Origin of the sequence: Nocardioides sp. dk884, from assembly GCF_009557055.1 — a bacterium.
In the GTDB taxonomy this organism is placed as follows: Bacteria; Actinomycetota; Actinomycetes; order Propionibacteriales; family Nocardioidaceae; genus Nocardioides.
The window spans coordinates 841,600-855,276 of record NZ_CP045649.1; the positions used below are offsets into that span (position 1 = coordinate 841,600).

Below are 13,677 nucleotides of genomic sequence, written 5' to 3' on the forward strand. Positions count from 1 at the left end.
GACCAGACGGGGCGGCCGGGACCGCTCCCTACGGTGGGCGCTCCGCCGGTCCGTGGGGGACGGCCGTCTCGAGCTGGGAGTCTTAGATGCATGCTGGTCAGGCAGTCCCGGACCCGTGGGGGATGGCTCGCTACGGGCGGGTGCTGCGTCGGCGCTGGGTGGTGCTGCTCGTGTGTGCGGTCCTGGGCGCCGGCCTCGGCGGGGCGTACGCCGCGCTGCGACCGAGCACGGCAACCGCTGCCGCGACGGTGAACCTCAACGTCATCTCCCAGGACCCCTTCGACCTCCAGCGCGAGCCGTCCGGCCTGATCGACGCCCAGACGGAGGTGCAGACCGTCCGGTCCTCGGAGGTCGTGGCACGCGCGGCGGAGGGGCTGGAGGACACCACCCCGGCCGAGCTGCGCAGCGGACTGCGGGCGGAGGTCTATCCCGACGCCACCGTCCTGCGGCTCACCTACACCGCCGGCAGCGTCGAGGAGGCGGTCGCCGGCGCGGACCGGATCGCGGAGGAGTTCCTCACCTACCGCGGCAGCCTCGCCCGCCAGCGGGTGGCCAACGCGGTGGCGCAGCTCAGCCGGCGCCGCGACCTGCTGCGCGACGACGTGCTCGCCGCGACCCGCGAGCTCGCCGACGCGCCCCCGGGCAGCCGGCAGGCGAACGCCGCGGCGCAGGAGCGCGACCTCCTCAACGCCGAGATCGAGGAGCTGCTGCTGCGCATCGGCGGGCTCAGCGCGATCGAGACGACCGGCGGCACCGTGATCACGACGGCCGGCGACATCGGGGCCACCACCGGGCGCGCCCCCTCGGTGCTCGTCGGCGGCGGCCTGCTGGCCGGGCTGCTGCTCGGCCTGGTGCTCGCCTTCGCCCGCGACGCCCTCGACGGCCGGGTCCGTGACGAGGAGGACCTGGTCGCGGCCGGTGCCGGGCCGCTGCTCGCGCGGCTGCCGCAGGACCTGCGCCTGCCCGCGCGCGGTGCCGAGCAGGACGCCCTGCTGCGGGTCTGGCAGTTCCTCGAAGCGTCGCTCGGCTCCGCCGCGGTGGTCGCGGGCCAGGAGGAGTCCCGGGTGCTCGCCGTGCTCGACGCGACCGGTCGCGACGACGCCGAGTCCGGCCTGCCGACCCTCGGCGCTGCGCTCACGATGGCGGCGGCGGGTCGCGACGGGGACGCCGAGCTCGTGCTGGTCGGGGTGCCGCAGCACCGGATGCGCGCACTGGGCACCGAGCTCCGCCTGGACCCGGAGACCGCGGTCCCGGACGGCTCCGAGGCGCCGGCACTCGGCTGCGTGACCTACCGCTCGACGCGCCATCCCCGGCTGCGGGTGCGGTGGTTCGAGCCGCGCGGCGGCGAGGCGGGCGTCCTGGCCCGCTTCGGTGACGCGCTGACCGAGCGCGGCGCGCTCGCCGCGCACACGGTCGTCTGCCTCGGACCCGCCGCCGGCACCGCGGGCCACATGCTCGCGGCCCGGGTCGCCGACGCGGTGCTGGTGGTGAGCAGCACCGGGCGCACGCGCCGCCGTGACCTGGCCGCGGGCGTCGCCGATGTCGTGGCCGTCGAGGGCCGGGTGCTGGGCACGCTCGACGTGCACGGTCGCGCACGCCCCGCCCACGAGCACGCGCTGGAGCGCCGCGGTGAGCACCTCGACGCCGAGCAGCCCACTGTCGCCGCCTCGCCCGAGGACACGGCCGACGAGGCGGCGAGGACCCGCACATGAGCGCTGGTGCTCGCCCCGGGAGCGGCCTGAAGGACGGCGCCCCGCGCTGGATCAAGGACGCCGCCAACCGCACCACCCGTGCGTACGGCGTCGCGACCTCGCCGTGGCGACCCGCCCCGGACTTCCTGGTGATCGGCACCAAGCGCGGCGGCACCACCTCGATGTTCGACTACCTGCTCCAGCACCCCGGCCTGCTCGGGCTCTACCCGCAGGTGCGGGGCAAGAAGAGCACCGACTACTTCTTCCGCGAGACCCACCGCGGTGAGCGCTGGTACCGCTCGCACTTCCACGCCCGGCCCTACCGAGCGGTGCTCGGCGCGCGGCTGGGGCACGCCCCGCTCGGCGGTGAGGCCTCGCCGTACTACGTGTGGGACCCACGGATCGCCGCGGCCGTGCGCCGCGTGGCCCCGGGGGTGCGCAGCATCATGCTGGTGCGCGACCCGGTCAAGCGGGCCTGGTCGCACTACCAGGAGCGCGTCGAGAACGGCGTCGAGCCGCTCGGCTTCGCCGACGCCCTCGCTGCCGAGGAGGACCGGACGGCCGGCGAGCTCGAGCGGATGGCGGCGGACCCGACCTACTACGCCACCGCGCACGACTGGTACTCCTACCGCGCCCGCGGGATCTATCTGCCGCAGATCCGCAACTGGCTGGCGTCCTTCCCGCCCGAGCAGCTGCTGGTGCTGCGCAGCGAGGACCTGTACGCCGACCCGCAGGCGGTCCTCGACCGCACCTGCGCCTTCCTCGGGCTGCCCCCGGCCCGGCTGAGCCGCACCTCCGGGCTCAACGCGAGCCGCCGCAGCGACCCCGTGCCGGCCCGTGAGCGGGACCGGTTGGCGCAGTTCTTCGCCCCGCACAACGCCGAGCTGGAGCAGTTCCTCGGCCGCCCGCTGGGGTGGACGTGAGCACCCGGCGCCACCTCTCGCGCGTGCCCCGCCTGGCCCGGACGCTGGTGCCCACCCTGGCCCTGCTGCTCCTCGCACCCGTCGTGCCGGGCGGAGTGGTCGGCGCACCGGCGCACGCGGCCACCACCGCCGCCGCGGCCGCCCCGACGGCGAGCGTGGCCCGGGCCGCGGTGCCCCGCTCGGGGAGCCCGGGGAAGGTCCGGCGCAGCTGGCAGGTCGACGGCCGGGTGATGGCCGTGCGGATCAAGGGCGACCTGGTCATCGTGGGTGGGGAGTTCCGGCACGCGATCGCCCCGAACGGGCGACGGGTGGCGGCTCGCAACCTCGCGGTCTTCCGGCTGGGCACCGGCCGCTTCGTCGCCGGTGCGGTGCCGGGCACGGACGGCGTCGTGCGGGCACTGGAGACCCGAGGCCGCTGGCTGTGGGTGGGCGGTTACTTCGAGCGGGTCGGTGGCCTCACGCGCACCGGCCTGGCCAAGATCGACCTGGACACCGGCGCGGTGGCGCCCGGGTTCGACGCGGGCCTCGACCACGGCGTGCAGGCACTGGCGCTCGGCGGTGGTGGGCTGCTCGTGGGCGGCCGGATGACCCGCGTCGGCGGGGTCGCCCAGAGCTGGCTGACCCGCCTCGCGCCGTCGACCGGTCGCCTCGACGAGGCGTTCCGCCCGCAGCTCGACGGGCCGGTCTTCGCCCTCGGCGTGGACCGCGTGAGCAGCCGGGTGTGGACCGGTGGCGCCTTCGAGCACGCGGAGGGCGCGGCGCACGACAGCGTCGTGGCGCTCGACCTCACCACCGGTCGCGTCCGCGGACGCCAGCTGGCGCGCTCGGGTGGTGAGGTGCTCTCGCTGCAGGTGACCTCGCGCGGCAAGCGGATCCTGCTCGCGGACAGCTTCAACGTGCTGTGCTCCTGGTCGGTGCGGACCGGCGCCCGGCAGTGGCGCGTGGCGGCCGGCGGCAACGTCCAGGCGGTGCGGGTGCGCGGCAGGCTCGCCTACTTCGGGGTGCACGGCGGCTTCGGCGGCAAGCGCCGCGCCAAGCTGCTGGTGGCCGACGTCGGCACCGGCCGGGTGCGCTCGTGGCGCCCGGGGATCCCGGACTTCTGGGGGATCTACGCCATCGACGCCAGCCGCCGCGGCCTGGTCGCGGGCGGCCGGATCACCCGGGTGGCCGGCGTACCGGCCGGCGGCTGGGTGCGCTTCCTGCCCTGAGCCGTCGCGACCGGATCAGCGCCGTTCCTCACAGGTAGCCGAGGTACGGCGCCGCGACCCGGCCGTTGAACTGGTCGGTGGCGTGGGGCAGCGGCTTGCCGTCGAGGCCGACCTTGCCCCCGACGGTCAGCGGTGTGCGGTCCTCGAAGCGGACGTCGCCGACGAAGCCGCTGATGTGGCTGGCGAAGGAGCGAGGGGTGTCGTCGGCGGGCAGCTCGGTGACATAGACGGCCAGCTCCCCGGGGGTGAGCTCGCAGCGCAGGTGGTACCAGCGCCCGGCGACCACCCGTTCGCTCGCGTGCACCACGAGGGTGTCCTCGGATCCGGTCACGGTGCACCCGGGGCGGCGCTGGTCGAGCTCGGCCTTGAAGAACCCGGGGTCGTTGGAGAGCCCACGCTGGACCAGGTTGTCGCCGTTGTCGACGGCGCTCGTGCCGGTGTCGCTGTCCACCCGGAAGTCGGCCCCCCAGGCGAAGGGGCGGGTCCCCGGCTCGAGGAGGTCACGCGGACCCGCCGGCGTCACCGCGAGCACCGCCCGCGGATACGGGCCCGGGTCGGGGGAGAACGCCGGCAGACGCATCGCGGGGCCCGCCCCGGGGCTGGCGCCGCGCGGAGTGACCCGGCCGCCGTCCACGGAGAGGGTCTTCACCGCCACGTCCGCCGACCCGTGCTGGCGGACCCGGCCGTCGGGGTCGATGCGCAGCACGACCACGGCGTCGGCCGGTGCGGCGGCGCCGCTGGCGCCCCGGGCGGCGTCGGCATCACCGGCCGGGTCGGGGACGACCGTGGGGGAGCCGCAGGCCGGCAGCGCCAGCACCCCCGCGAGGGCCGCGACCCCGAGGCCGCCGCCGCGGGCGGCCGTCATGCGGTCTCCCGGTCCCCGGCGTCGACGAAGGAGCCCGTCAACAGACGGCGCGCGCCGAGGAGGAGCGCGGCCAGCTCGTCGGGGCGCACCCAGTCGTCCTCCCAGCGCTCGGCCGCCGGCTCGTCCGGGCGGGTGCCCGTCGTGGGATCCAGCCTCGGACCCAGCGTCGGACCCAGCGCCAGGCCCAGCGCACGCTCGGCGATCGTCGCGGCCCACAGCGCCGCGACGCCGGCCTCACAGGCGCGGGGCAGCGCCGCCGCACGCAGCAGGGGCCCGGCGTCCGCGAGCACCGCGGCCGGGGTGGTGGCGTCGAGGCGCTCGCCGCGCTCGCGGCGTACCGCTGAGCACCAGTGCAGCGCATCGAGGCCGGCGACCGCGTCGGGTTCGCTGGACTCCCAGTCCCAGCACCACAGGGTCCCGGCGCCGTCGCGCGCGACGTTCCACGGCGTCAGGTCGCCGTGCCACCGGGCGGTGACCGGGACCTCGGTGCGCAGCGTGGTGAGGGCGTCCAGCAGGTCACCGGCGAGGGCGAGCAGCGGCCGGGTGGTCGCGGTGGGGACCAGCGCGTCGAGGCGGCCGCGCAGGGCGCGGAACTGCCCGGTCGCGGCGATCGGGGCGAGCCGGTCACGCGGGCACAGGACGGCGAGCTCCTCCGCTGTGGGAGCCGGCACCGTGCCCCGGACCGCACGGACGTCCAGCGGCAGCGGCGCGGTCACGACGTAGGGGTGCTCGCCCAGCACCCCGTCCAGCACCCCGTCCAGCGGCCCCGAGGCGAGCAGGTGCGGCACCCGCACCCGTCCCTCGCGCGGCGCGTGCGCCAGCGCCGCGCGCTCCGCGCGGATGCCCGCGGAGCTGGCGGCGTCCCAGCCCAGCTTGGCGAAGCCGCGGGGGTGACCGGCGGGGTCGACGAGCTGGAGCGTCGCCTTGCGGTTGGCGCCGGTACGCACCCCGATCGAGGCCATCAGCGGCCCGGTGCCGAGGATCCGCTCGAGCGCCGCCAGCGGGAGCTCCTGATCGGCCCGCCCGGCCGGCTCGTCGGGGACCTGCACCGACAGACGCGGGAACGGCATCGCCATCCGGGTCGTGACAGCGGCGCCGAGCACCGAGCGTTGCAGGGCGGTCGCGCCCGAGCGCAGCCCGCGGTAGTTCAGCAGCGCCCCGCGCAGCGCGGCGTTGGGCGCGCCGGGGAGCAGCATCGTCGCGCGCGAGATCGAGGGCAGCACCAGGTAGCGCTCCACCTCGCGCCACCCCGGCTCGGGGGCGCGCCGCGACAGACGCAGCCGGCCGGCGCGCAGGGTCGAGCCCCAGAGCTGCTCGGCGAGGTAGGCGAGGGGGCCGTCGAGGTCGGGCGGGAACCCGGGAACCTTGGGCGGGGGAGCGGTGTCGGTGGAGGCGGCAGGGGCAGGGGGCCGGATCACGGGCGGGGTCTCCCAGGAGGCGAGGGCGTGCGTGGGACCCCAGGCTCGGCGCAGCCGCACCCGCGGCACGTCGCACGCGGGTCGACGTACCCAATTAGGGGGAGCAGGTGCCGGCGTGCGCGAACCGTCTCGGGGCCGCGGCCCACAGTGGGCCGGCGACCCGCCGGGGAGGTCGCCGGAGAGGCAGGCCATGAGTACGACACCGGTCGGGGCCGCGGCGCCGTCGGGGCTGGCGGGGGAGCTGCGCTCCACGGCCCGTGGCGGCGCGCTGAGTCTGGCGGGCTCACTGTTCGGCACGGCGATGGGCTTCGTGCTGGTGCTGGTGCTGGCCCGCCAGCTCGGGCCGTCCGGGTCCGGCCTGGTCCTCCAGGCGATGGGCGTGTTCATGATCTGCCTGAGCCTCGCGCGCCTCGGCACCGACACCACCGCGGTCTGGCTGGTGCCCCGGCTGCGTCACGAGCAGCCGGACCAGGTGCGGGCCGCATGCGTGCTGCTCCTGGGACTCGCCGGGAGCACCGGCCTGGTGCTGTGGATCGGCTGGCTGCTGGTGCGCCCAGCCCTGAGCGGGCACGGGATCGACGTCGTCGACTCCGGCGCCCTGGGCGCCGTGCTGGGCGGGGTCCCGCTGGCCGCGGTGATGCTCGCCGCGCTGGCCGCCACGCGGGCCTTCGGCGGCGTCGTGCCCTACACGCTCGTGGGCAACGTCGGGGTCCCGCTCGCGCGCCCCGTGGCGGTGCTCGCCGGCACCCTCGCCGGCGGCGCGGTCGTCACCGCCGGGGTGGCCTGGACGGCCCCGCTCGTGCCCGGCGTGATCGCGGCGGTATGGGTGCTGCACCGCCAGGTCACCCGCTTCGAGCGCCAGCACGGCCTGCCCGTCGTCCGGGTGGCCGACCGGGCCCTGCGGCGCCGCGCGGTCGGGTTCGCGCTGCCCCGCACCCTGTCGGCCGCCCTGGAGGAGTCCCTCGTCTGGCTCGACGTGGTGCTCGTCGGGCTGATCGCCGGCCCCGCCGCCGCCGGGGTGTACGGCGCCGCGACGCGGTTCGTGAGCGCCGGGTCGGCGCTGCTGCAGGCGATGCGGATCGTGGTCGCACCCCGCTTCAGTGCGATGCTCGCCCGCGGCCGACGCCAGGACGTGCAGGATCTCTACGACGTCACCGGCACCTGGATCGTGCTGGCCGGCGCGCCGGTCTACGTGCTCCTCGCCGCGCACGCCGGCACCGTGCTCGACCTGTTGGGGCCCGGGTTCGACCGGGGCACCAGCGCCGTCGTGGCCCTGTGCGTCGGCGGGGTGGGCATGCTGGTGGGCGGCAACGTGCAGTCGCTGCTGCTGATGTCGGGCCACAGCGGGTGGGCCGCGGCCAACAAGGGGGTCGTGCTGGCCGTGAACGTCGCGGCCAACCTGGCGCTGATCGCGCCCCTCGGGATCACCGGCGCGGCGATCAGCTGGGCGGCGTGCGCGTGGTTGGACACCGTGCTCGCGGTGCTCCAGGTGCGCCGCTTCACCGGGGTCCGCCTCGCGGTGCGGTCACTGGCCCGCTGCCTGCTGGCCGTGCTCGGCTGCGCCGCCGCGGTGTCCTGGCTGGTGCGTGCCCAGGTCGGCGAGGGGGTGGGCGCCCTGCTCCTGTCGGTCGTCCTCACCGCCCTCGCCGTGGGCGGGTACGCCGCCGCGGACCGGCGCCGCCTGCACACCGCCGAGCTCGCCGCGCTGCTGCCGCGCCGCTCGTCCTACTCGGGCACCCACGTGCGCAGGTAGTCCACCGCCATCGAGGCCTGCGACCAGTCGGTGCTGGCATCGGGAAGCCCGCCCCAGCTGCCCCCGACCTGCAGGTTGATGCGCAGGTTCCAGCGCTTGCCGGCCTCGTAGAACCGGTCGAACCAGCGCGGGTCGCCGCTGCGCCAGGTCGCCGTCGTGACCCCGTCGACCGACATGACGATCTGGCCCGGGGTCTTCTCCACGACGTAGGTGTGCCACCCGGTGCCGGCCGGGTCGCCGAGCCGGGCGTAGGGGAAGGTGAGCGCGGACTGGCGGTGCAGGAGGCCGTAGCCGGTGTGGATGGTCTGGTGGACCAGGGGGCGCGCGGACTCGCGGCCGTAGGTCTCGATCAGGTCGATCTCGCCGGCGGACCCGTCGGTGGGCCGGAACCACAGCGGCGCGGCCCACAGCCCCTGCTCCATCGGCACCCGGGCGCGGACCTCCGCGCGGAAGGTGTCGGGCAGGGAGTATCTGCGGTTCGTGTCGACGTAGCCCGAGGTGTACTGACGTCCGCCGGCGCTCTCCGGTCGGGCCTCGATGACCAGGGCGCCGTCGCGCACGCTGGTGTTGTCGGCGATCAGGTAGCTGTGCTCGTTGCTGTTGTAGGTGCGGTCGCGCACGTTCCATCGCGCCGGGTCCAGCTCGTCGAAGTTCTCGTCGAGGTCCAGGGCCCACCCCTCGACCTCGGCGGGGCTGCGGTCGGCGGTGGCACGGGTGCCCTCCGCGCGCAGCGCGGCCGGCACCGGGACGCGGTAGACCGGGCTGTGGACGCCCTCGCTGCCGACGACGATCGCGCGGCGTCCGCGTCGTACTGCCACCGACTCGCCCTGTCGGCGCGCGGGGAGGGCGATGGGGGTGGCCGTCCCGCCGACCTTGCGGTAGCCGTAGGCCTCGTCCTCGGTGCCGAGCACCAGGAACCCGCCGTCCGGGGAGAAGGAGCCGGCCGTCACGCCGGCCGGGGCGTCGGCGACCCGGGTGAGCCGGTTGACCCGGTCGGCGCGCAGCCGGCGTGGGGCCCGGTAGACGCCGGCGCCATCGTCGGACTTGGTGACGAGCAGGACCCGCCCGCTGCGGGGTCGCACCAGCAGGGTCTCGGCGTCGTGCGGTCCGTCGGGGTAGGCGAGGCGGAACCGGGTCGCCCGCACCCGGGTCGAGGTCAGCGTCCGCGGCTCGCGGATCCGGTAGACGCTGATCTGCTCGCGGGCGGCGTCGTTGTCGCCGATGTCGCCGACCCACACGGTGTGGTCCGGCCCGGCCGCGATGTCCTCCCAGTCCTGGGCCTCGGCACCGGCCAGACGCAGGACCGCGCGCGTGGCGCCGCGCGGCCCGATCGCGAAGAGCCGGGGGCGATCACCGCTGTCGTTGTGGGTCCACAGCAGCGAGCGGGGGTAGGTGCTGCGGGCCAGGCCGCTGGACTCCTCGATGCGGGGGTCGCGCAGGCGCCGCTCGAGCGACGCCGCGTCGTTCGTGGGCGCGGACGACGCGGAGGTCGAGGCGGCCGCGGTGCCGGGGGTGGTGCCGCTCGCGAGCGCGGCGCCCAGTGGGACCGCGAGGGCGCCGGCGGTGAGGAGCGGAAGCAGCCGACGGCGGCTCCGGGTCGCCACCGGGTGGGCGGGGAGGGTGGTGCGCTGGTCCATGGAGTCGTGCTCCTCTGCCCGGCAGCCCTCGACCCGACCGCACGGTGTCGGTGGCCCCGCCGGCGTACCGGTCGGGGTGTCGAGGTGGTGCCGCGGTGTCGGGCGTGGCGGGTGGGCAGGTCGCAGGCCGCCCCGGGCGGCGGCCTCCATGGACGCTAGTGGGGGTTCTCGGGCTGTCCGGGCCGCTGAGGGGTCATCTTTTTCTGGGTATGCGCGGGCCCGTCGAGCCCGCGCGGAGCCCCGTGCCCCGCTGCTCAGCGAGCCGCCTCGCGCAGCCCGTCCCCGTCCTCGACCCGGGCCGGCTCGTAGACGAGCGCGTTGTTCTGCACCTTGCACCGCGCGCCGAGCACGACGCGCTGCTGCCGCGCCGGACGTCCTACTGCGGCACCCACGTGCGCAGGTAGTCCACCGCCATCGTGGCCCGGGACCAGTCGGTGCTGGCGTCGGGCTTTCCGCCATAGCTGCCGCCGATCTGCAGGTTGATGCGCAGGTTCCAGCGCTTGCCGGCCTCGTAGTACTTGTCGAACCAGTCGGGATCGCCGCTTCGCCAGGTGGCCGTGGTGACCCCGTCGACCGTCATGACGATCCGTCCGGGGGTCTTCGCCACGACGTAGGTGTGCCATCCCGTGCCCGCCGAGTCGCCGAGCCGGGCGAAGGGGTAGGTCAGCGCGGACTGGCGGTGCTGGGCGCCGTAGTCGGTGTGGATGGTCTGGTGGACCAGAGGCCGCGCGGCCTCGCGGCCGTAGGTCTCGACCAGGTCGATCTCGCCGCCGGACCCGTCGGTCGGGCGGAACCACAGCGGGGCCGCCCAGAGGCCCTGCTCCATCGGCACCCGGGCCCGGATCTCGGCGCGGAAGCGGTTGGGCACGGAGTAGTGACGGTTGGTGTCGACGTAGCCGGAGGTGTACTGACGCCCGCCGGCGCTCTCTCGTCGGCCCTCGATGACCAGGACGCCGTTGCGCACGCGGGTGTTGGCGGCGAGCAGGTAGCTGTCCTCGTTGCTGTTGTAGGTGCGGTCGCGGACGTTCCACCGGTCCGGGTCGAGGGTGTTGAACTCTTCGTTGATGTCCAGGGCCCAGCCCTTGACCTGCGACGGGCCAGGGTCGGGGGAGGGGGACCGGGGGTCGTCGCGCAGGGATCGCGGCAGCGGCACCCGGTAGATCGGGCTGCGTCGGCCCTCACTGCCGACGAGGAGGGCGCGGCGGCCGCGTCGGACCTCCAACGACTCGCCCTTCGGGCGGGCCGGGAGGGCGATGCGGGTGCCTGTCCCGCCGACCTTGCGGTAGCCGAACGCGTCGTCCTCGGTGCCGAGCACCAAGAAGTCGCCCTCGGGTGCGAAGGCGCCGGCGGTCACATCGGCAGGAGCGCGGGCGACGCGGGTGAGCCGGTTGACCCGGTCGGCGCGCAGCCGCCGCGGCGCGCGGTAGATGCGGCCGGCGCCCGTGGACCTCGTGACGATCAGGATCCGCCCGCTGCGGGGCCGCACCAACAAGGTGTCGGCGTCGTGCGGGCCGTCGGGGTAGGCGAGACGGAACCGGGTGGCACGCACCCGTGCCGAGGCGACCCGGCGCGGCTCGCGCACGCGGTAGACGCTGATCTTGTTGCGCACGGCGCGGTTGTCCCCGATGTCGCCGGCCCACAGGGTGTGGTTCGGGCCGGTGGCGACGTCCTCCCAGTCCATCGCGGAGGCGTTGGACACGCGCAGCACCGCACGGGTGCGGCCCTGGGCGCCGACCCCGAAGAGACGCGGCCGGTCGCCACGGTCGTTGTGGGTCCACAGCAGCGGGCGGGTGAAGGTGCTGCGCGCCAGCCCGCTGGACTCCTTGATGCGCGGGTCGTTGAGGCGGCGCACGACCGATGCGGGGGCCGACGACCCCGATGCGACAGATGACGCCGGTGACCCGGGTGATGCTGGGGAGGCCGGTGCCGCGAGAGTCGCTCCGGGGCCAGGGGTGCTGGCGAGCGCCGCGGCCAGCGGGAACGCCAGCGCGCTGGCGGCGAGGCGGGCCACGAGGCGGCGCGGGCTGCGGCGTCGGGTCGTGGGCCGGGGCGGAGGGTCGGGCTGATGCATGGGCTGACGCATGGGCTGATGCATGGGGGGTGCGCTCCCTCGGCGGCCGACGCCGACTCCGACAGCTCGGTGTCGGTGGTTCCGCCGGACCTGCCGGACGGGTGGCGCCGTCGTGCCGCGGTGTCGGGAATGGAGGATGGCATGGCGATCGACCGCCCCGGGCGACGGCCCTCCGGTGGACGCTACTGCTGTTCTGCCGCCTTCCGGGCCGCTGGCGGGTCATCTTTTTGGGGTATGCGAGGGCCCGTGGGGCCCGCCCGCCGCCGTGCCTCGCTGCTCAGCGAGCCGCCTCACGCAGCCCGTCCCCGGCCTCGACGTACTCCTCGCCGGTGCGCGGGCAGCGCCAGGTGCCGGGCCCGGCGTCCTCGAGCGGTACGCCGGCGCGCCCCACCCAGCCGATCCGGCGGGCCGGCACCCCGGCCACCAGCGCGAAGTCGGGGACGTCGCGGGTGACCACTGCGCCCGCCGCGACCATCGACCACCGCCCCAGGGTCACCGGCGCGATGCAGACGGCGCGCGCCCCGACGCTGGCACCGGTGCGGGCGACGACGCCCACGACGTCCCAGTCGTCGGCGGTCTTGAGCCTGCCCTCCGGTGTCACGGCACGCGGCAGGAGGTCGTTGGTGAAGACCACGGCGGGTCCGATGAACACCCCGTCCTCGACCCGGGCCGGCTCGTAGACGAGCGCGTTGTTCTGCACCTTGCACCGCGCGCCGAGCACGACGCCGGGGCCGAGGTAGACCGCGCGCCCGATCGTGCACTCCGCGCCCAGTTCGGCGTGCTCGCGGATCTGGGCGAGGTGCCAGACCCGGCACCCGGGCCCGAGCTTCGCGCGGGGGTCGACGTCGGCGGAGGCGACGACGACGGCAGCCGTGTCGGCGGCGCTGGCGGTGTTGGTCATGGCGCTCCTCGCTCCCTGAACCCGCGTGGTGGTCCCGCGTGCCGGTCCCGCGCTGGTGGGGGCGAGCCTGCGACCGGCCATGACCGGGCGGCGGCCGTCCGGGAACGGCATACCCAGAACTGGGCAGGGTGCGGGGCCGGGGCGCGGGGACCACGCGCGACGGGGTCCCTCATATGAGGGAAAGCACGGCGTCGGGAGCGTGGCCACGAGCGCCGGTGCGGTGGTCTGTCGCCGCCCGGCACACCGATGCGCCGGGGCGGACTCGGGGACGCCGTCCGTGGATTCCAGCTCCTGACCGAGGTGATGTGTGAGGTGAGCGATGTCGCGAGCCGTCCTGTCGTGCGACCCGAGCAACGCCGGATAGAACGCCCTGGCCCACGGCCACGGGAGGAGCCCGACGGGGCCCCGACCCGGCTGGTGGTGGCCTCCGACCTGCCGCTCGTGGCGGAGGCGATCCGTGCGGCCCTCGGCGGGCGTGGGTTCGTCGCCATGGCGCTGCACCTGCGGCAGGGGGGAGCCTTCGCCGCCCAGGAGCGGGCCGTGCGCCGCTTCGGCCCGGACCTGCTGCTGGTCGCCAGCGAGCTGCGGCGTCCGCGGCGCCTGCACGACGTGCAGGTGCTGCTGCGCGAGCTGGGGCTGCCCAGCGTCGTGCTCACCGAGCACGAGCCGGGACCGGTGTGGGGCGCGCTGCTGGAGAGCGGTGCGGCCGCGGTGCTGCCCACCTCCGCGGTGCTCGACGAGGTCGCGACCACCCTGCACTGCGTCCTCGTCGGGGAGAGGGTGATCCCGGCGTCGACCCGTGAGCAGCTGCTCCGGGCCTGGCACGCCACGGAGCGGGAGGGCGCGGAGCTGAGCAGGAGGATCGCCGCGCTCACGCCGCGGGAGCTGCAGACCCTGCAGCTGCTGCACGCCGGGCGCACGGTGCTGGAGATCGCGCAGCTGTGCCGGGTGGCCGACGGCACGGTGCGCAGCCACGTGCGCGCGATCCTGCGCAAGCTGGCGGTGAACTCCCAGCTTGCCGCGGTCGCGACCTACGGGCAGTTCGTCGGGCGCGACCGGCCGCGCTGAGCGGGGCGTGCGCGAGCGGCGCGGCGTGCCTGATTTGAGGGAGTACGCCGCGCCGCGGCACACGTGTCCGGGGATCGGGGCGACAGTGGCCCCAGCGGCCGGGCCGGCTCGGTGGCCCCGGGGCCCGCCACCATCCCCGTGC

General features: G+C 75.9%; 11 protein-coding genes. 5 read left to right on the plus strand and 6 right to left on the minus strand.

Annotated elements, in window-relative coordinates; genetic code table 11:
* Positions 1-86 precede the first annotated feature (86 nt).
* From GFH29_RS04135 to GFH29_RS04145, 3 genes are read left to right on the plus strand one after another with little or no spacing between them, the layout of a single operon-like run.
* A complete protein-coding gene (locus GFH29_RS04135) occupies positions 87-1,712 on the plus strand; it encodes a hypothetical protein (RefSeq protein WP_153322171.1) in 1,626 nt (541 codons plus the stop codon).
* The gene (locus GFH29_RS04140; protein WP_153322172.1) at positions 1,709-2,614 is read left to right on the plus strand and encodes a sulfotransferase family protein; all 906 of its coding nucleotides are present in this window, start codon (positions 1,709-1,711) and stop codon (positions 2,612-2,614) included. Before GFH29_RS04135 ends, GFH29_RS04140 begins: the two co-directional genes overlap by 4 nt.
* Entirely contained in the window at positions 2,611-3,822 is a 1,212-nt protein-coding gene (locus GFH29_RS04145; protein ID WP_153322173.1) for a hypothetical protein, read from the plus strand. The genes GFH29_RS04140 and GFH29_RS04145 overlap by 4 nt, the downstream gene beginning before the upstream one ends.
* Positions 3,823-3,850: 28 nt before the next feature.
* Here GFH29_RS04145 and GFH29_RS04150 read toward each other — a convergent pair whose 3' ends face one another.
* Positions 3,851-4,687 carry a hypothetical protein gene (locus GFH29_RS04150; protein WP_153322174.1) on the minus strand — a complete coding sequence of 279 codons (837 nt, stop codon included), beginning with the start codon at positions 4,685-4,687 and terminating at the stop codon, positions 3,851-3,853.
* Entirely contained in the window at positions 4,684-6,165 is a 1,482-nt protein-coding gene (locus tag GFH29_RS04155; protein WP_153322175.1) for a hypothetical protein, read from the minus strand. The genes GFH29_RS04150 and GFH29_RS04155 overlap by 4 nt, the downstream gene beginning before the upstream one ends.
* A 130-nt stretch (positions 6,166-6,295) precedes the next feature.
* Between GFH29_RS04155 and GFH29_RS04160 the strand changes: the two genes are divergently transcribed.
* Entirely contained in the window at positions 6,296-7,858 is a 1,563-nt protein-coding gene (locus tag GFH29_RS04160; RefSeq protein ID WP_153322176.1) for a polysaccharide biosynthesis C-terminal domain-containing protein, read from the plus strand.
* On the opposite strand, the gene GFH29_RS04165 is transcribed toward GFH29_RS04160, so the two are convergent.
* The 4 genes from GFH29_RS04165 to GFH29_RS04180 form a co-directional block, all read right to left on the minus strand.
* Positions 7,831-9,495: a glycoside hydrolase family 16 protein gene (locus tag GFH29_RS04165; RefSeq protein WP_153322177.1), complete on the minus strand. Its 1,665-nt coding sequence runs from the start codon at positions 9,493-9,495 to the stop codon at positions 7,831-7,833. The genes GFH29_RS04160 and GFH29_RS04165 overlap by 28 nt on opposite strands.
* A gap of 254 nt (positions 9,496-9,749) precedes the next feature.
* Positions 9,750-9,887, minus strand: a complete 138-nt coding sequence (locus GFH29_RS04170; protein WP_153322178.1) for a hypothetical protein — start codon at positions 9,885-9,887, stop codon at positions 9,750-9,752.
* Entirely contained in the window at positions 9,872-11,347 is a 1,476-nt protein-coding gene (locus tag GFH29_RS04175; protein ID WP_194288909.1) for a family 16 glycosylhydrolase, read from the minus strand. The genes GFH29_RS04170 and GFH29_RS04175 overlap by 16 nt, the downstream gene beginning before the upstream one ends.
* 496 nt (positions 11,348-11,843) lie before the next feature.
* Positions 11,844-12,467 carry an acyltransferase gene (locus GFH29_RS04180; protein ID WP_153322180.1) on the minus strand — a complete coding sequence of 208 codons (624 nt, stop codon included), beginning with the start codon at positions 12,465-12,467 and terminating at the stop codon, positions 11,844-11,846.
* 420 nt (positions 12,468-12,887) lie between these two features.
* On the opposite strand from GFH29_RS04180, the gene GFH29_RS04185 reads away from it, so the two are divergent.
* Positions 12,888-13,535, plus strand: coding sequence for a response regulator transcription factor (locus GFH29_RS04185; protein ID WP_194288910.1), 648 nt, complete (start codon positions 12,888-12,890; stop codon positions 13,533-13,535).
* Positions 13,536-13,677: the final 142 nt, after the last annotated feature.